General features: G+C 69.6%; 14 protein-coding genes and 1 riboswitch. Of the genes, 10 read left to right on the top strand and 4 right to left on the bottom strand.

The window, feature by feature from the left end; all coding sequences use genetic code 11:
* Positions 1–116 precede the first annotated feature (116 nt).
* Together ACOQOP_RS12170 and ACOQOP_RS12165 are read left to right on the top strand one after the other, a co-directional pair.
* Positions 117–1172 (top strand): COX15/CtaA family protein, encoded by a 1056-nt coding sequence (locus ACOQOP_RS12170; RefSeq protein WP_420562076.1) that lies wholly within the window; start codon positions 117–119, stop codon positions 1170–1172.
* A 54-nt stretch (positions 1173–1226) separates the two neighbouring features.
* Positions 1227–2258, top strand: a complete 1032-nt coding sequence (locus ACOQOP_RS12165; RefSeq protein ID WP_420562075.1) for a hypothetical protein — start codon at positions 1227–1229, stop codon at positions 2256–2258.
* On the opposite strand, the gene ACOQOP_RS12160 is transcribed toward ACOQOP_RS12165, so the two are convergent.
* The gene (locus ACOQOP_RS12160; RefSeq protein ID WP_420562074.1) at positions 2259–5006 is read right to left on the bottom strand and encodes an ATP-dependent DNA helicase; all 2748 of its coding nucleotides are present in this window, start codon (positions 5004–5006) and stop codon (positions 2259–2261) included.
* Between the two features lie 90 nt (positions 5007–5096).
* Here ACOQOP_RS12160 and ACOQOP_RS12155 point away from each other — a divergent pair, with 90 nt between their 5' ends.
* The 3 genes from ACOQOP_RS12155 to ACOQOP_RS12145 are packed head-to-tail and all read left to right on the top strand — an operon-like array spanning position 5097 to position 7409.
* The gene (locus tag ACOQOP_RS12155; protein ID WP_420562073.1) at positions 5097–6284 is read left to right on the top strand and encodes an adenylate/guanylate cyclase domain-containing protein; all 1188 of its coding nucleotides are present in this window, start codon (positions 5097–5099) and stop codon (positions 6282–6284) included.
* Between the two features lie 26 nt (positions 6285–6310).
* Complete coding sequence (locus tag ACOQOP_RS12150; protein WP_420562072.1) at positions 6311–6775, top strand: Lrp/AsnC family transcriptional regulator; 465 nt, start codon at positions 6311–6313, stop codon at positions 6773–6775.
* Positions 6768–7409 (top strand): LysE family translocator, encoded by a 642-nt coding sequence (locus ACOQOP_RS12145; protein ID WP_420562071.1) that lies wholly within the window; start codon positions 6768–6770, stop codon positions 7407–7409. Before ACOQOP_RS12150 ends, ACOQOP_RS12145 begins: the two co-directional genes overlap by 8 nt.
* Here ACOQOP_RS12145 and ACOQOP_RS12140 read toward each other — a convergent pair.
* The 3 genes from ACOQOP_RS12140 to ACOQOP_RS12130 form a co-directional block, all read right to left on the bottom strand.
* Entirely contained in the window at positions 7406–8365 is a 960-nt protein-coding gene (locus ACOQOP_RS12140; RefSeq protein WP_420562070.1) for an energy transducer TonB, read from the bottom strand. The genes ACOQOP_RS12145 and ACOQOP_RS12140 overlap by 4 nt on opposite strands.
* Complete coding sequence (locus ACOQOP_RS12135) at positions 8349–9194, bottom strand: ABC transporter ATP-binding protein (RefSeq protein ID WP_420562069.1); 846 nt, start codon at positions 9192–9194, stop codon at positions 8349–8351. The genes ACOQOP_RS12140 and ACOQOP_RS12135 overlap by 17 nt, the downstream gene beginning before the upstream one ends.
* Before the next feature lie 76 nt (positions 9195–9270).
* Positions 9271–9464, bottom strand: a riboswitch (cobalamin riboswitch).
* Positions 9465–9507: 43 nt separating this feature from the next.
* Positions 9508–10038, bottom strand: coding sequence for a hypothetical protein (locus ACOQOP_RS12130; protein WP_420562068.1), 531 nt, complete (start codon positions 10036–10038; stop codon positions 9508–9510).
* A gap of 80 nt (positions 10039–10118) precedes the next feature.
* Between ACOQOP_RS12130 and ACOQOP_RS12125 the strand changes: the two genes are divergently transcribed.
* From ACOQOP_RS12125 to ACOQOP_RS12105, 5 genes are all read left to right on the top strand, one after another.
* Positions 10119–10532 carry a hypothetical protein gene (locus ACOQOP_RS12125; RefSeq protein ID WP_420562067.1) on the top strand — a complete coding sequence of 138 codons (414 nt, stop codon included), beginning with the start codon at positions 10119–10121 and terminating at the stop codon, positions 10530–10532.
* Positions 10495–11439, top strand: a complete 945-nt coding sequence (locus ACOQOP_RS12120; protein ID WP_420562066.1) for a fumarylacetoacetate hydrolase family protein — start codon at positions 10495–10497, stop codon at positions 11437–11439. Before ACOQOP_RS12125 ends, ACOQOP_RS12120 begins: the two co-directional genes overlap by 38 nt.
* A 391-nt stretch (positions 11440–11830) precedes the next feature.
* A complete protein-coding gene (gene glgX / locus ACOQOP_RS12115) occupies positions 11831–13915 on the top strand; it encodes a glycogen debranching protein GlgX (RefSeq protein ID WP_420562065.1) in 2085 nt (694 codons plus the stop codon).
* The gene (gene malQ, locus ACOQOP_RS12110) at positions 13912–15888 is read left to right on the top strand and encodes a 4-alpha-glucanotransferase (protein ID WP_420562064.1); all 1977 of its coding nucleotides are present in this window, start codon (positions 13912–13914) and stop codon (positions 15886–15888) included. Before glgX ends, malQ begins: the two co-directional genes overlap by 4 nt.
* A gap of 101 nt (positions 15889–15989) precedes the next feature.
* Positions 15990–18416 carry a glycogen/starch/alpha-glucan phosphorylase gene (locus ACOQOP_RS12105; RefSeq protein WP_420562063.1) on the top strand — a complete coding sequence of 809 codons (2427 nt, stop codon included), beginning with the start codon at positions 15990–15992 and terminating at the stop codon, positions 18414–18416.
* Positions 18417–18495 lie beyond the last annotated feature (79 nt).

Here is an 18495-nt window from a genome sequence, read left to right as displayed (position 1 = left end):
CGGAAGGATGGCACGGGCCGGAAGCTTGGTCCTGACGTGCGTCAGGACGACGGTGCGACTCCATGCGACACCCCGCCGTTTGACCGGGGGCGGGCGTTGCGCCATATCCCGAAGCCATGAGCGACGCGACATACTCCCCGTCCGCGCAGGCGGGTTCCTCCAAGGCAGAGCGCGCCCGTCCGACGGTGGCGGCCTGGCTGTTCATCTCGGCCTTCATGGTGGCGGCGATGATCGTCATCGGCGGCATCACCCGGCTCACCGAAAGCGGCCTCTCCATGGTGGAGTGGCGGCCGCTGATGGGGTGGATCCCGCCGATGAGCGACGCCGAGTGGCAGCGCGTCTTCGACATGTACAAGACCACGCCGGAATACACCGCGGCCAACTTCTGGATGACGATCGACGACTTCAAGACGATCTTCTTCTGGGAGTACGTGCACCGGGTTTGGGGCCGGCTGATCGGCCTCGTCTTCGCCGTGCCGTTCCTGGTCTTCCTGGTCACCGGCCGGATCGAGCGGTCGCTGGTCCCGCGGCTGGTGTTGCTCTTCGTGCTGGGCGGCATCCAGGGTGGCATCGGCTGGTGGATGGTGACCTCCGGCCTGGTGGACGAGGCGCGGGTCAGCCCGTATCGCCTGTCCGTCCACCTCTCCATGGCCTTCCTGATCCTCGGCCTGCTGCTGTGGACCGCGCTCGGTCTGGTGCAGAAGCCGGCCGGCGGCACCCGCAGCCAGCGCATCGGCGCAGGCCATGTCCTGGCGGCAGTGTCGATTACCGTGCTGCTCGGCGCCTTCGTCGCCGGCACCGATGCGGGCTACGCCTACAACACCTTCCCGCTGATGGGCGGCCAGTTCGTGCCGGCGGAGTACTGGGACCCCGATCTCGGCTGGCGCTCCCTGGTGGAGCATGTGCCGGCGGTGCAGTTCCATCACCGCTGGGTGGCGATCCTGACCGCCCTGCTGACCCTGGTCTTCGTGCTCCGCAACCGGGCGCGCACCGAGGGGGCGGCACAGCTCGCCCTGACCCTGCTGGGCGCCATGGTGCTGGTACAGGTCGGGCTCGGCATTGCCGCCCTTCTGGCGGTGGTGCCGGTCTGGCTCGGCGCGCTGCATCAGGCGGGGGCGGTGGCGCTGTTCAGCCTGGCCGTCTGGACGCGGTTCGCCTTGCGCACGCCCTGATTCACCGCTCCACTGTCGCGTCCCGCTCAGTCGGGGGCCGATCGGGAGCTGTGCATGAAGATCACCCGGAGCGACTTCGATCAGGCGGCCGAGGCCAGCGGCCTGAGCGCCGAGCAGGGGGCCGACCTCTGGGCGCGTCTGGAAGCTTCCCGCCCGGGCATTCCCTTCACCGGCGTCAACGTCCTGCTCTATGCCGGGGCGCTCCTCGTGATCGCCGCCATGACGCTCTATGTCGGCCAGAGCTGGGATGGGTTCTCGGGCCTGGCGATCGCCCTTGTGGGGTTCGTCTACGGGGCGGTGTTCCTGATCGCCGGCGACCTGCTGGCCCGGCGCGCCGGCATGGCGGTGCCGGGCGGGCTCTGCGTGACGGTGGCGCTCGCGATGGTGCCGATGATCGTCTACGGCGCCCAGGTGGAGGCCGGCCTCTGGCCGGATGCCGAGCCGGGCGAGTACGGCGACTTCGTGCAGTATATCCGGGGCGGATGGTTCGCCATGGAGGTGGCCACCCTGGTCGTCGGCGCGGTCCTGCTGCGGGTCTACCGGTTCCCCTTCCTGGTCTTCATGATCGGCGTGATCCTGTGGTTCATGTCGATGGACATCGCCCCGCTGCTGATCGAGGAGCGGGCCGATTATTTCGAGATCCGTCGCATGGTCTCAATGATCTTCGGCGTTCCGGTACTGATGGTCGCCTATTGGGCGGACCTGACCTTCCGAAAGGACTACGCCTTCTGGCTCTACCTGTTCGGCATGATGGCGTTCTGGGGTGGGTTGACCCTGTCGGAGGCTGAGACCGAGCTTGCCCGGTTCCTGTACTGCCTGCTGAATGTCGGACTGATCGCGCTGTCGGTGTTCCTGCGCCGCCGGGTGTTCATGGTGTTCGGGGTGGTCGGCGTGATGGGATATCTCGGCTACCTCGCCTTCCGGCTGTTCGAGGACTCGCCCTGGTTTCCCTTCGCCCTCAGCGGGCTCGGCATTCTGATCCTGCTGGTCGGCTACGCGATCCTGAAGAATCGGGAGCGGCTGGTCAGTCGGCTGGAGGCGGCCATCCCCTCTGGCCTGCGCGGTCTGCGGCCGGATCGGGCCTGATCAGTCGGACTTGAGAAACGCCGCCGTCTCCGCCACCGCCTCCGCCAGCCCGCAGCGCTTCACCGGCACATCCGGCGGGAACGCGCCGAGCAGCCGGCTGGGCATGCTCGGGTCGAGCAGGACGAAGACCCCCTTGTCGCCGGCCCGCCGGATCAGCCGGCCGAACGCCTGCTTCAGGCGCAGGCGGGTCAACATGTCGGTATAGGCATTGCCGCCGAAGGCCGCGCGGCGGGCCCGGTAGAGAATGTCCGGGCGCGGCCAGGGCACCCGGTCGAACACGATCAGCTTCAGGCTGTCCCCCGGCACGTCGACCCCGTCGCGCACCGCGTCGGTGCCGAGCAGGCAGCTCTCCGGCTCGGCGCGGAAGATGTCGATCAGGGTGGCGAGGTTCATTCCGTCCACATGCTGGGCGTAGAGCGGCAGCCCCGCCTGGTCCATGGCGCCGGCGATACGGTGATGCACCTGGCGCAGCCGGCTGATGGCGGTGAACAGGCCCAGCGCCCCGCCGCCCGACGCTTCGAACAGGGTTCGGTAGGCGGCGGCGACCTGGTCGAAGCTGTCCTTGCGCACATCGCCGACGATGAAGACGCGGGTCCGGTTCGGATAGTCGAAGGGCGAGGCGACGGCGGTGCGGATCGCCGGCGTCGGCAGGTGCAGCGAGCCGGTGCGCGCCTCCGCCGCGTGCCAGTCCAGGTCGTCGTTGCCGGTGCCGTCGCGCAGGGTGGCCGAGGTCACGGCCATCCCATGCGCCGCCTTGGCCACGGTCTCGGTGAAGGGCTTTGTCGGGTCGATCCAGTGGCGGTGCAGGCCGATATCGATGTCGCGGCCCTCGATCCGCTCCACCGCCATCCAGTCGACGAATTCCTCGGGCGTTTCGGCTTCCAGGCTGGTCAGCATGGAGCGCCAGCCCTCCACCATGGACTCGCCGCGCCGGGACAGCGAGCGTGCCGCCGCCTCGATCCGCAGGCGGGTGGCGGTCTCCAGCTCCTCGGCCTGTTCGTCCAGCATGGAGAGCAGGTCCTTGCGCAGCGCCAGCATCGGCTCCACCAGCCGGCGCAGGGCCTGTTCCAGCACGCGGGCGGCGGCGGCGAGGCCCTCCACCGGCGGCCGGGTCTCGCATTCCAGCCCGTAGGGCGAGCGCGGATCGGCGGAGCGGGCGTAGACCTGCTGACGGACCATGACGAGGAAGGTCTCGGTCGGCCCCTTCGGCTGAGCGTCGGAAATGCGGTTCATCCAGCCGTCGCCGGGTAGCGCCCGGGCGGCGTCCTCGATCTCCTCCATCGCTTCCAGCGAGACGGGCCGATCGGCGATCAGCTCCTCCACCCGGCGGCGCAGCCCTCGGGCCCGGCCGCCGCGCCGTGTCTCCGCCCCCAGCAGCCAGCGGCGCAGCTCGACGGACTCGAGCGCCGACAGATGGGCGGAGAAGGCGCTGTCGGCGGCGTCGAAGACGTGATGGCCCTCGTCGAAGACGTAGCGGGTCGGCACATGGGCGTCGTCGACCCCGCCCAGGGCGGCCTGGATCATCACCAGGGCATGGTTGGCGATGACGATGCGGGCCCGGCGGGCGCGGCGCACCGAGCGCTCGATGAAGCACTTGTTGTAATGCGGGCAGGCGGAATAGACGCACTCGCCCCGCCGGTCCGCGAGACCCAGGGTGCGACCCCGTCCCAGGATGTCCGACAGCCAGGCCGGGAAGTCGCCGCCCTGCAGGTCGCCGTCCCGCGTCGTCCGCGCCCAGCGTGCCATCAGGCCGAGGGCGGTGGCGTATTGCGGCTGCAGGGTGAGGGTGCGGATCGCCTCTTCCAGGTTCAGCAGGCAGAGATAGTTCTCCCGTCCCTTGCGCACGACCACCTTCAGCGCCTTGCCGACCGGGTCCGGGTAGAGCCGGTCGAGCTCGCCGTCGATCTGGTGCTGCAGGTTGCGGGTATAGGTGGAGATCCAGACCGACCCTTCGTTCTTTTCGGCCCAGACCGAGGCTGGGGCGAGGTAGCCCATGGTCTTGCCCACGCCGGTCCCGGCCTCCGCCAGCACCACGGTCGGCTCGTCCTCGCGCTCGCGGGGGCGGAAGGCGGCGGAGGTGGCGGCGGCGTAGTCGGCCTGGGAGGGGCGGGGCTCCGCGCCGTCGCCCAGCATGGAGGAGAGGCGGACCCGGGCCTCGCTCTCCCCGACCGGCTCATGGCCGGCGGGCGGCTGCGGGGCGTGCTCCGACCATTCCTGCAACTCGCGCCAGACCTCCATGGTCATCGGGCGGATGGGGGCGGGCGGGCCGGGGTCGGGTTCGTCCAGGGCCAGCAGGATCAGCCGTCCCCAGCCCCAGCCGCCGTCATGCATCGCCTTGGCGATCGGGCGGGCCCAGCGGTCGCGCTGACCGACGGCTTGGCGTTCCGGAATCTCGGCCAGCAGGGCGTCGGCCACCGCGAGCAGGGTGTCGGGCGCGTCGTCCAGGTGGTGCGGGACGGGCAGACCCACCGCCTCGGCCAGGCCGCGCGGAGTCGGCAGGCAGAACTGCGCCGGCCGCACGAAGGCGAAGAGTTCCAGCACGTCCAGGGCGGCGATCTGCTCCACCCCCAGCCGGCGGGCGATGGAGCGGGCGTGACAGACCACCGGCGGCGTCTCATGGGCCCGCAGGGCGGCCTGGGAGGGAGTCGGGTGGCCGATGCGCCCGTCGGGCAGCCGCCATGCCGTCCCAACGGGGGAGGCGTGCAGGGCGTGCATCTGGCTGATCTCGCGGGCGACGGGGGAACGCATGGGTCTCGTCTAGCAGGCTGCCGGAATGTTTGAAAGCGAGCGTCGGCGGGGGCTAGATTTGCCCCGTCACGGACCGACGGCGGATTGGCGATGGCTGATATGGAAGGCCGCGAGGCGACCCTGCGCACGCTGGAGGATCGACTGGTGCAGTTCGCGCTCGCCCGCGCCGATGTGGAGCGCATCACCGTCGCCCTGGGCGAGACGCTGAACTCGATCGGTGTCGCGGTCGACGAGATCCGCGTCGGTGCGCGGACCCTGCATCCGGAGATCGACGCCATCGGCGTGACCTGGACCGCCGACCAGGCGCTCGATTCAGGGGTGTGGCGCCATTCCGACGACAACCGCGAGATCTGGCTGAACAGCCCCCTCTACCACATGCTGACCACCGGAGAGCTGCGCATGCACCGCCCGCTGCGGGACCCGGCCTGCCCGATGGACTTCGCGGTGTTCCGGGAGCTGCGCGGCGAGGGCTACACCGACTACCTCGCCCATCTGGTGCCGGTGGGCGACCGGCGGCAGGAGCGGTCCGAAGGGTTCATCATCCGCTGGCTGTCGCGCCGCCCGGAAGGCTTCGCATCCGAGGATCTGGCGATCCTGGATCGGATCGTGCCGCGGGTCGTCGCGGCCTGCGAGCCGGGGCGCGAGCGGGCGATCGCCCGGGACCTGCTCGGCGCCTATCTGGGGCCGCGCTCCGGGGCGGCCGTGCTCACAGGCTCGGTCCAGCCGGGCCATACCGAGTCGCTGGAGGCGGTCATCCTGGTCGCCGACCTCACCGGCTTCACCGCGGCGAGCGATACCATGCCGGGGGCGCGGCTGGTCGAGTTCCTGGACCGGCATCTGGACGCCATGGTCCCGCCCATCCAGGCGGAGGGAGGCGAGATCCTGGCCTTTCTCGGTGACGGTTTTCTGGCGGCCTTCGACGCGGCCGGCGATCCGCCAGGTGCCTGCGCGCGAGGGGCGGCGGCGGCCCGGGCGATCCAGGCCGGGATCGACGCGTTCCGTCAGGTCGAGCCGGCGGCCCTGCCGGTCGATATCGCCCTGCATATGGGTACCGTGCGCTACGGCAATGTCGGGGCCGGCGGGCGTCAGGCCTTCACGGTGATCGGCCCGGCGGTGAACCTGGCCAGCCGGATCGAGGCCCTGTGCCGGCCGCTGAAATGTCCGATCCTGGTGTCGGCAGAAGTGGCGGCCTGTCTGCCGGCCGAGGCGGTGCAGGACATGGGCCGGCATCCGGTGCGGGGGATGACCATCGAAGTACCGTTATTTTCCTTGAAATAGCCGAAGAGTCCGTGAATTATCCGGCAATGGATGACATTGACCGGAAAATTATTGGTCTCGTGCAGATCTTCGGCCGGGCGACCAATGCCGAGATCGCCGCCGCATGCGGGCTGTCCGTGTCGGCGGCCAACGACCGGCTGAAGCGGCTGCAGGAGCGGGGCGTGATCACCGGATGGGCTGCCCGTGTCGATCCGGATGCGGTGGATCTCGGGCTGCTGGCCTTCATCTTCGTCGAGGTGGATCACACCGAGCACAACGCGCGCTTCATCGCCGCCGCGTCCCGGATGCCGGAGGTTCTGGAACTGCACCACGTCACCGGCGAGTGGTCGTATCTGCTCAAAGTCCGGGCCCGGGACACCAAAGGGCTGGAGGCGTTCATCACCGATCGGCTCAAGGCCCTGCCAGGGGTCGCGCGCAGCCGGACCCATATCGCCCTGTCCTCCGCCAAGGACAACGGCGTGCTGCCGGTGGGTGTCACCGACGATGACTGACTGGGGGCTGGGGCCGTTTGGCCAGGGTTTCCTGTTCGGCCTGGCCCTGGCCATGCCGGTCGGCGCCATCGGGCTGCTCTGCATCCGCCGGTCGCTGGAGCACGGCTTTACGACCGGCTTCGCCACCGGCATGGGCGCGGCGGTGGCCGATGCGGGGTATGGGGCCGTGGCCGCCTTCGGGCTGACGGCGATCTCCGAGTTCCTCGTGACGTGGCAGACGGTGCTGGCCCTGGTCGGTGGGGCGGCGCTGATCTGGCTGGGCGCGCAGTCCTGGCGGACCCGGGCCAGGGGTCCCGCCCGGACCGAGCCGGTCGGGCCGCATCCGCTGATGGCCTTCGTCCAGACCGTCGGGCTGACCGTCGCCAATCCGCAGACGATCCTCACCTTCGTCGCTCTGTTCGCCGGGCTCGGCGTGGTTCTGGGGGAGGATGCCGGCTGGACGCCCGCGCTGCTGCTGATTCTCGGGGTGTTCCTCGGCTCCGGGATCTGGTGGCTGATCCTTGCCGGGGCCGTCGGCAGCGTGCTGCGGCGACGCCTGAGCGAGGGGGCCATCGGCTGGATCAACCGGGGAGCCGGTGCTCTGATCATCGGCTTCGGCCTGCTGGCCCTCGGCCGGGGTCTGAGCCTGATCTAGTTCAGCCGGAAGACGATCGGGACGAGGGTTTCGCTCGCCACCGAACGGCCGCCGCTGGTCGCCGGGCGGAAGACCCAGGTGGCGATGGTCCGATGGGCCGCCTGGTCGAGCACCCCGTGGCCGCTGCTCTCGACCACCACGACCCGCACTGGCCGGCCGTCGCGGTCGACCTCCACCCGTAGGACCACCCGCCCCTCCCAGCCGCGCTGGCGCGCCCGGAACGGATAGTCGGGTGCGGGATTGCCGGCCGAGCCGAGGGAGAACTCCGCCGGGCGCGAGCCGCCGCCGGACGGTTCCGCCGGTGCCTGACCGGTGGTGGCGCGCGAGGCCCCGGTCTCCTGCCGGGCTGGGGGGAGAACCGCCATCTGCTCTCCTGCCGGCCTCTGTCCCGCCGCCTGGGAGGCGATCCGGGGTTCGGTCGGGCGTGCGACAGGGCGCGGGGGATCGGCGAGGACCGGGGTGGCCTCGGCAGAGCGGGGCTCCTCGCGGCGCTCGACCCGGGCCACCTGGATCGCGGTCTCGGCGACCGCGGCCGGTAGCGGCGTGTCGGTGGTAACGGGGCTGACCTGTTCGGGCTTCGGCGGCGCGACCGGTCGGGTCGGGGCGGCCGACGACTGGGCACGGACCGGCAGCGGCGCGCGGACGGCGGGGGCTGCCGTTTCGGCGACCGGCATGGCAACGGCGGGCGGGCCGCTCCGTTCGGCCCTCTCGGGCGCGGGGGCCCCGGTGCTGCCGGAGGATGGTGCGGGTCCGGGGCTCGGCTGGGTGACGGCGACCATCACCACCTCGAAGGGCTGCGGCGGGACGGTGTCCTCGCTCCCCCAGAACCCGATGGCGGCGGCGAGTGCGACCCCGTGCACGGCGAGCGACGCACCGACCGCCAGGCCCGCGAACAGCGGCCGGTGGGGGGGCGTCTCCGGGACCGGAGCGACGATGCGGTCAGCGACGGCCGGCATCGCCGCCTCCATCGCTCCGCGCCTGGATGGCCCAGGGGATGATCAGGGCATCGTCGCCGTCGCCGATCCGACGGGCTTCCACCTCGAAGGCGGCGCCGATGGTTTCCGCGTCCAGGGCCTCGGCGGGCGGACCCTCCGCCACCACGCGCCCCTCGTGCAGCACATAGACCCGGTGGCAGAACCGGGCGGCCAGGGTCAGGTCGTGCAGGACCACCAGGGTCCCGCGCCCGTCACCGGCGAGCCGGTCGAGCAGGATCATGGCCTCCAGCTGATGGCGCGGGTCGAGCCCGGTCACCGGCTCGTCGAGCAGCAGCAGCGACGGTTCTCCGGCGAGCACTCGGGCTAGCATCACCCGCATCCGCTCGCCGCCCGACAGCGTGGTGACGGCCCGGTCCGCGAGGTGGAGGGTATCCGTGACCGTCAGCGCCGCGTCGACGGCGGCGCGATCGGCCTCGGTGGTGCGGGCCAGGGGAGACAGGAATGGCGTGCGGCCCAGCATGACGGTCTCCCGGGCGGAGATCGGCCATTCGCTGCGCGCGCTCTGAGGGAGATATCCGATGGCGCGGGCGGTCACCCTCCGGTCGATTCCGTCGATCGGCTGACCATCCAGGGTAACCGATCCCGACGAAGGCGCCGCCAGACGGGCGAGGATCCGCAGCAGGGTGCTCTTGCCCGAGCCGTTCGGGCCGAGCAGGCCGACCACCTCGCCGGGGCGCAGGGTGAGACTGACGCCGTCCAAAAGGGCGCGGTCGCCCGCATGCAGGCTGATGTCCCTGGCGCCGAGGCCTGGCGAGGGGGTGGACGAAGTGGAAACGGGGGCGGAGATCATATGAGGCGGTCCGATCGCGATGGCGCAAATCGCCACCGTTCGGGCCTCGGCCCTACCGTCGGAACACCCCGCCCGGCGGATGGTGACGCGTCGCGGTCGGTCTCCTGGCTCACGGCTCGGACGCGAACCCCCGTCCTTCCCGGCGCATGGCCGGTGGCTTATCGGGGGTCGCTCGCCGCTTACAGTTGCGGGGGCAGCGCCGGTCTCTCACCGGCTTCCCTGACCCGAACGCCCTCTCGAACGCGGGTCACCACGACGGCCGCAGTCTCCGGGTTCGGCGGCCGCCGCGCAAGGGATTTCGCCGGTGCCGCGCTCAGTGCACCAGGGCCGAGCCCTCATGGTGGGTGACGATCCCCTCGATCCACCAGGCGGCCGGCTGATCTTCGTCGCGCAGCGGTACTACCATCTCCGCGACCGAGAGGGCCCGGCCGATGGATGCGATGTCGTCGCAGGCCTTCAGGGCGGCCGAAAGGGGCAGCCAGCTCTGCACAACCCCCAGGGCCTCCTCGCGCCGGCCCCGCTGGGACAGGGCGATGGCCTGGAGGATGTCGCGCTCGCCCTCGCCCAGGGTGGGGCAGCGTACGCAGCCCACGTCCCGGACCGTCGTCGCCTCGAGCAGGGTCGTCATCAGCAGCCGGTCCACAGCGTCGGTCACGTCCTCGGCCTCGATCGTCGCGAAGCCGCAGCGCAGCAGGTCGCGGGGATCCAGCCGGGCCTTCACCGACTGTACCCAGTGCCGTATCGCCCAGACGATCAGGGCCTCGCCGGTGGTCAGTCGGCAGATCGGCGTCCGGGAGGCGCTGTCCCGGCGCGGCGCGGGTCGGAGTTCGGAAGGTTGGGCCATCGCAGAAATCCCTTGTTGCGACCGGTTCTCATTTGTAGATACTGAAATTGAGAATGAGTTGCAACAAGAAGGCGCGTCTCATGTCGATTTCCCTGATCCTGAGCCTCACCACCCTCGCGTTGCTGCTGGCCACCGCCGGATGCGGTGTCGCCATCGCCGTTCTGGAGCGAAAAAGCACCGTCCCGCCCGTCGTCGAACGGGTCTTCATGGGACTGGCCGGGTCCGGGTCGGCGGTGCTGGTGTGTTCCGTCTTGCTGCTCCATCCGGTTACCGGCGGCGACGCGGCGTACCGGGTGGCCCTGCCGTCCGTCACCGGGATCGCGATGGCGGCCGAGTTTGAGGGAGCCGAGTTCGAGGGGGCCGATTTTCCGGCATGCGTTTCCCTGGGCGATGGACCCGCCTATGATCGCGCCGAAGCCCGATTTGAAGGCGACGGCGCACAGGGAGAGAGCGGCCATGAAGTTTCTGTATTTCGATCACCCGGACCTCGGTGACTGGCGGCTGGGCGTGCTGGCCGGCGACGGGGTGGTCGATGTGACCGATGCCGTGTCGCATCTGCCCCATCTGGACAACCGGGGCCTGATCAATGCCGTGATCGCGTCCTTTGACGAGACCCGGCCCAAGATCGAGTCGGCGGTGTCGTCGGGCAAGCCGGTGGCGCTGGACAGCGTGACGATCCGTCCGCCACTGCCCCTGCCGCGGCAGATCGACTGCATGGCCGTGAACTACATGGAGGACGGGACGCTGACCGAGAAGCCGCTGATCAACGGCTTCCACAAGTCGCCGAGCGCGATCATCGGCACCGGCGGCACCATGGTCCTGCCGGACGTGCCGGCCGACGTGTTCGAGGGCGAGGCGGAGCTGGCGCTGGTCATCGGCAAGCGCTGCTCCAACGTCTCGGCCGACGAGGCGATGGACTATGTCTTCGGGTACATGAACTTCATCGACGGCTCGGCCCGCAACCTGCCGCCGGCGGGCAACCAGTTCTTCCAGGTAAAGTCGCGCGAGACCTTCGCGCCGATCGGTCCCTACCTGGTCACCAAGGACGAGGTTGCCGACCCCAACAACCTGGACGTCCGGCTGACCGTCAACGGCGACGTGCGCCAGTCGTTCAACACCTCCGACATGGCGCACAAGATCCCGCGCTGCATCGAGTGGCTGAGCGCCATGCACACCCTGGAGCCGGGCGACATCGTCGCCACCGGCACCAACCACAGGGGGCTGAGCCCCTTCATGGACGGCGACCGGATCGAACTGGAGGTCGCGGGCCTGGGCGTGCTGAAGGTCTCGGTCAGCGACCCCCTGAAGCGCAGCTGGGGCCGCGACAGCCGGTCCCAGCACAAGGAGAAGGGACTGCCCGGTCCCTATACGCCGCAGCTCACCGGCAAATACGCGAAGTAAGTGACCGGCGACCGCCGCATTTTTCCTCAAGCAGAAATCATTTACTCCCCGGCCTTGTGCCGGGGCCTACTCCTGGGACCGCGCTGGCGCTTTTCAAGGTTCTGCATCGCCGGAGGCGCATAGCCGTAGGCCCCGGCACAAGGCCGGGGAGCGATTGTGAGAGGGAAGGGGCGGGAGAGGACGTGCCACTTCCCTCCGCGCTTCGGAACCGTCCCAGCCCGTCCGCGTTGAGTCCCACATCGACCGGCCTGCTCGTCGCCGCCGACATGAGCGGTCCGTTTCTGCCGCAGTTCCAACGCCTATCGCACTGCAGCACACGCGTGGTGGCACTTTGCTGTGGAGCCGATATGCTTGACGCCATCGCGTGTTAGCCACCCTGAAGGAGTCCTCCTTGGAGATCCTGGCCGGCGACTATCATCGGCTCGGCGCCCATGCCGACCGCGATGGCGTGACCTTCGCTGTGTTTTCGGAGAACGCTGCCCGGATCGAGCTCTGCCTGTTCGATGCCGAGGGCAACGAGACCCACCGGGTCGACCTGCCCGAACGCAGCGGACCGGTCTGGCACGGCTTCGTCCCGGGCCTGAAGGCCGGCACCCGGTACGGCTATCGGGCCCATGGCGTGTACGCGCCGGAGCGCGGCCAGCGCTTCAACCCGAACAAGCTCCTGCTCGACCCCTATGCCAAGGCGCTGGACGGCAGCTTCATCCAGAGCGACGCGCTCTACGGTTTCGACCTGCGCGCCGCCGAGGAGGACCTGTCCTTCGACGGGCGGGACAGCGCGCCCTTCGTGCCCAAGGCCGTGGTGCTCGACCCGGCGGGCCCGGCGGATACCGGCCCGCGCCTGCGCACGCCCTGGGCCGACAGCATCCTGTATGAAGCCCACGTCAAGGGTCTGACCAAGCAGTTCGAGACCGTGGACGCGCCGCTGCGCGGCACCTACGACGCCCTGGGCCATCCGAAGGTGATCGAGCACCTGATCGCGCTCGGCGTGACGGCCGTGGAACTGCTGCCGATCCAGGGGATCCTGGACGAGGGGTTCCTGGGCGAGAAGGGGCTTGTGAACTACTGGGGCTACAGCCCGATCGCCTATTTCGTGCCTGATGGCCGCTATGCCGGCCCGTCCGGCGTGGACGGCTTCCGCGAGTCGGTGAAACGGCTGCACGATGCGGGCATCGAGGTCCTGATGGACGTGGTCTACAACCACACCGGCGAGGCCGACCAGCGCGGCCCCACCGTGTCGTTCCGCGGGCTCGACAACGCCGCCTATTACCGCCTGCAGCGCGGCCGGCCGCGCTATTACGCCGACGATACCGGCTGCGGCCATACGCTGAACACCGCCCATCCGTTCGTCACCCGGCTGGTGCTGGACAGCCTGCGCTACTGGGTGACGGAGATGGGGGTCGACGGCTTCCGCTTCGACCTCGCCACCGTCCTCGGTCGGGAGGAGCAGGGCTTCGAGGCCGGCGCCGGCCTGCTCGACGCCATGACCCAGGACCCGGTGCTGTCTGGCGTCAAGCTGATCGCCGAGCCCTGGGATATCGGCCCCGGCGGCTACCGGCTGGGGGGGTTCCCGTTCCCCTTCGCCGAGTGGAACGACCGTTACCGCGACGAGGTGCGCAAGTTCTGGCGCGGCGACGATCACGGCGCCCACGGGCTCGCCGCCCGGCTGCTGGGCTCGGCCGAGCTGTTCGACGAGGCCGGCCGGCCGGCCTGGAGTTCGGTGAACCTGGTCACCGCCCATGACGGTTTCACCCTGGCCGACGCCACCGCCTATAACGACAAGCACAACGAGGCCAACGGCGAGGACAACCGAGACGGCCACGCCGCCAACTACAGCGACAATTGCGGGGTCGAGGGGCCGACCGACGACCCGCAGATCCGCGCGCGGCGGGACCGGCGGCGGCGCAACATCCTGACCACGCTGCTGATCTCCCAGGGTACGCCGATGCTCCTGGCCGGCGACGAGATCGCCAACAGCCAGGGCGGCAACAACAACGCCTACTGCCAGGACAACGAGATCGGCTGGATCGACTGGCCCAAGGCGGATCGCGACCTACTTGCCTTCGTGCAGCAGCTGACGGCACTGCGCAAAGCGCACCCCGCGTTGCGCCAGGGCCGGTTCCTGCACGGCCGGGTGCGGGCGGAGGACGGCCAGCCCGACGTGATCTGGCGGGCGTTCGACGGTGGGGCGGTGAACTGGCGCGACCCGGGGCTGGGGATCTTCTGCCTGCGGGTCCGGGGGTCGGCAGAGGCGGCGGACCCGTCGCTGATCGACGACGACGTGTTCCTTGCGTTCAATGCCGCGAACCGCGACCGTTCCCTGGCCCTTCCAGCACCGCCAGAGGGTCGGGCCTGGATCCGATGCCTCGACACCGCGGCGCCGACGGAGGAGGCGCGGCCGGTGCATGAGCAGGAATCGGTGAGCGCCGAAAGCGTTGTGATCTTTGCCTTGAACCGACACGGGACGACCGAATGACAGACACCGCCCTGGACGCACTCGCCGCCCATGCCGGTATCTTCGATCGCTACCGCGACCTCGCCGCCGTCGAGCATGTCGCTTCTCCGGACACCAAACGGGCTCTGCTCGACGCCATGGGCCTGGATGTGGCGCATCCGGGCGAGACCCTCGCCTGGCTGCGGGCCGAGACCGCGGCCCGTTCGCTGCCCTCCGCCGTGGTGGTGAAGGCGGGCGAACCGGCGGAGCTGCGGGTCCAGGGGGCGGATGTGGAATGGCGACTGGCGCCCGATCCCCGCACCGCCGAACGGCTGATGGGCGGCCGTTCCGAGGACGGTGTCATCGCTCTGCCCCCATTGGCGGTTGGTCTGCACGTGGTGATCGCCCGGGAGCAGCAGACCCTCGTGGTCACGGCCCCCGAGGCGGCGCCCGACCTGGCGATGCGGGGTCTGGCGGCGCCGAGATGGGGGGTGACGACGGCGCTCTACGGCCTACGCTCGAACGAGAACCTGGGCATCGGGACCTACCGGGATCTCGCGGTCGCCGGGGAGGCCCTGGGCCGCCAGGGCGTCGACTTCCTCGGCATCAACCCCGTCCATGCGCTGGGGGTGGCGTCGGGCACGATCAGTCCCTACTCGCCCACCCATCGCGGCTTCCTCAACACAACCCATATCGCGCCGGACTATGACGCGGAGAATGGCACCGCCCTGCGCGCCGCGGCCCAGGTTGACTACGCCGCAGGCCGGCAGGCGCTGGACGGGCTGTTGCGTCGCGCACACGCGCGGATGGATCGGGTGGCGGCCGAGGATTTCCGTGCCTTTCGCAATCGATCGGGGTCGGCCCTGCAGGATTTCGCCACCTTCGAGGCGCTGTCCCTGGTTCACGGGGCGGACTGGCGCCGGTGGCCAGAGACGCTGAAACACCCGACCGCGTCCGCCGTGCTGCGCTTCGCCGCCGAGAACGAGCAGGAGGTTGAGTATCACGCCTATCTCCAGTGGCTGGCCGACAGCCAGCTTGCTTCGGCCCAGCGCCGGGCAAAGGGGGCGGGGATGGCGCTCGGCCTCTATGTGGACCTGGCCATCGGCGTGCGGCCGGACGGGGCGGAGGTCTGGGGCGAACCGAACTCCTTCGCCCGCGGGGTGTCGCTCGGCACGCCGCCGGACCAGTTCAACGCCAAGGGTCAGGTCTGGGGGCTGGCGCCCATGTCGCCGCTGGGCCTGCAGAACGACCTGTTCCGGCCCTTCGTCGACACGTTGCGCGCGGTGGTCGGCCATGCCGGTCTGGCGCGGATCGACCACGTGCTCGGCTTCATGCGCTGCTTCTGGGTGCCGGAGGACGGTACGCCGGGCGCCTATGTGCGCTACCCGACCGACCTGCTGCTCGCCCTGACCAAGGTCGAGGCGTTCCATGCCGGCTGCATCATCATCGGCGAGGATCTGGGCGTCCTGCCCGAGGGCCTGCGCGACCGGCTGGCCGAGTCGCAGCTCTACGGTTGCTCGGTCGCCCAGTTCGAGCGCGATCCGGACGGCGACCTGACCCGACCGTCGGAATACCGAGCCCGCACCCTGGCGAGCTTCTCCACCCACGATACCCCGACCGTTCGCGGCTTCTGGCAGGGCTGGGAGATCGAGCGCCAGCAGACCTTCGGCCAGCTCGACGACGACACCGCGGCGCAGGCCCGGCAGCGCCGGGACTGGGACCGCCGCCGGCTGCACTGGCTGGTCGACGGCGCTTCGGACGAGCCGCCACAGGACATCGACGCGGTCCAGATCGCGCGGATCCACGCAGCTCTGGCCGACGGGGCGTCGGACCTGATCGCGGTCCAGCTCGACGACGTGTTCGCCCGGATCGAACAGCCGAATTTTCCGGGAACGGTCGACGAATACCCGAACTGGCGCCTAAAATGCCCCGTAGCGGTAGGGGATCTGGAAGAAATCTCCGCCCTGGAACCCGTGAGGCGCTCGGTGGAAAATCGCCGGTCGCGCGATAGATAGAGAAGCGGGCAGGAAACGCAGCAGAGCGAGACGGGTAGGGATCGCGCCGGTGGGCCGGCGGGGTCCCGGATATCGCAGGTGACAGCGAAGGGATACGTCATATGCATGGATTGCAGGCCCTGGCTCGGGCGCGGACGGCGTCCGGGGATCTGGAAAACGCCATCCACGACCACCTGCTCTACTCCATCGGCAAGACAACGGCGGCGGCGTCCCTGTCGGACTGGCGCATGGCCCTGTCGCGCGCCGTGCGGGATCTGGTGGTGGATCCCTGGTTCGAGACGACGCGGCGCATCTACGCCGAGGACCGCAAGCGGGTCTACTACCTCTCCATGGAGTTCCTGATCGGTCGGCTGCTGGAGGACGCGGTCCTCAATCTCGGCATCGAGGACCATGCCCGCCGCGCCATGTACCGCTTCGGCGTCAACTACGACGAGGTGGTGGACGACGAGCCCGATGCCGCACTCGGCAATGGCGGGCTCGGCCGGTTGGCGGCCTGCTTCCTCGACAGCATGTCGACGGTCGGCGTTGCCGCCTACGGCTACGGGATCCGCTACGAGCACGGCCTGTTCAAGCAACGCTTCCGCGAGGGCTGGCAGATCGAGCAGCCCGAGGACTGGCTGACCCAGGTTCACCCGTGGGAGTTCCAGCGCACCGAGAGCGTCTACCCAATCGGCTTCGGCGGCGAGGTCCGCCAGAAGGAGAACGGCGCCAAGATCTGGGAGCCGTCGGAGACCGTGCTGGCGGCGGCTTATGACACGCCGGTCCCCGGCTGGCGCGGCCGCTGGGTGAATACCCTGCGCCTGTGGTCGGCCCAGGCGACCCAGGTCTATGACCTGGAGCCGTTCTCGCGCGGCGACTATCTGGCGGCGGCGGCCCCGGCGGTGCTGGCCGAGACGATCAGCCGGGTGCTCTATCCCGACGACAGCACGCCCCAGGGCAAGGAACTGCGCCTCAAGCAGGAGTATTTCTTCACCGCCGCGTCCCTGCGCGACCTGGTGCGCCGCTTCACCGCCCAGCACAAGGACATCCGCAAGCTGCCGGAGAAGGTGGCGGTCCAGCTCAACGACACCCACCCGGCGATCGCCGGGCCGGAGCTGGTGCGCATCCTGGTGGACGAGCACGGCCTGGAGTTCGACGAGGCGTTCCTGACGGCTCGCGGCTGCCTGCACTACACCAACCACACCTTGATGCCGGAGGCGCTGGAGCGCTGGCCGGTCGACCTGATGTGGCGGGTGCTGCCGCGCCACATGCAGCTCATCGAGCGGATCGACGAGGCCCATGCGGTCTCCACCCATGCCGCCAACAAACCGCGGCCGGACAGCGTGAAGATCGTCGATGGCGGTAACGTGCGGATGGGCGACCTCGCCTTCATCGCCGCGCGCAAGGTGAACGGCGTGTCGGCGCTGCATACCGATCTGATGAAGCGCACGGTGTTCCGCGACCTGCACCACCTTCATCCCGAGCGGATCGTGAACCAGACCAACGGGGTGACGCCGCGGCGTTGGCTGGCGGGCTGCAACCCGGCGCTGGCCAGTCTGCTGACCGAGGCGGTCGGCCATGGCTGGGAGACCGATCTGGAGCAGCTCAAGATCATCGCGCCCCTGGCCGACGATGCCGGCTTCCGCGCCCGCTTCACCAAGGCCAAGCAGACCAACAAGGAACTGCTGACCAAGTATCTGAAGGCGAAGCTGGACATCACCGTCGACCCCGCGGCGATGTTCGACATCCAGATCAAGCGCATCCACGAGTACAAGCGCCAGCTCATGAACATTCTTGAGGCGGCGGCGGCGTGGAACGAGATGAAGCGCAACCCGTCGGCTCCGTTCGCGCCGCGGGTCCGGATCTTCGGCGGCAAGGCGGCCCCGGGCTACGCCATGGCGAAGCTGATCATCAAGCTGATCAACGATATCGGCCGCACGGTGAACGGCGACCCGGAGACCAAGGACCGGCTCGCGATCGTCTATCCGCCGAACTACAACGTCTCCATGGCGGAGGTGCTGATCCCCGCCGCCGATCTGAGCGAGCAGATCTCGACCGCCGGCATGGAAGCATCCGGGACCGGCAACATGAAGTTCGCCATGAACGGTGCGCTGACCATCGGCACGCTGGACGGCGCCAATGTGGAGATCCGCGAGCGGGTCGGCGACGAGAACATCTTCATCTTCGGCAAGACCGCCGACGAGGTCACGGCGACCCGGGAGACGGGCTATGACCCGTCGGCCGCGATCGCGGCGTCCCCGCGCCTGACCGAGGTGGTGGAGCAGATCGCTTCCGGCCTGTTCTCGCCGGAGGACCCGGACCGCTACCGCGCCCTGGTCGATAATCTGCGAGGCCATGACTGGTTCATGGTCTGCGCCGACTTCGACGCCTATTACGCCGCCCAGCGCGAGGTCGATGCGGCCTGGGGCGACAAGGATGCCTGGGCGCGCAGTGCCGTCCTCAATACCGCCCCAATGGGGTGGTTCTCTTCGGACCGCACGATCCGCGGATACGCGAAGGACGTCTGGGAGGTGGACGCGCGGGTGTAGCGCCCGCGGCGTCGGCTTCCGCCCTGACCGGGGCGGGGACGTCGACCTGACAACAACGGCAAAGCGGAGATCCATGACC

Source organism: Thalassobaculum sp., from assembly GCF_965223715.1.
GTDB lineage: Bacteria > Pseudomonadota > Alphaproteobacteria > Thalassobaculales > Thalassobaculaceae > Thalassobaculum.
The sequence above is the reverse complement of the archived record's forward strand: the minus strand, read 5'-3'. Positions and strand labels throughout refer to the sequence as shown.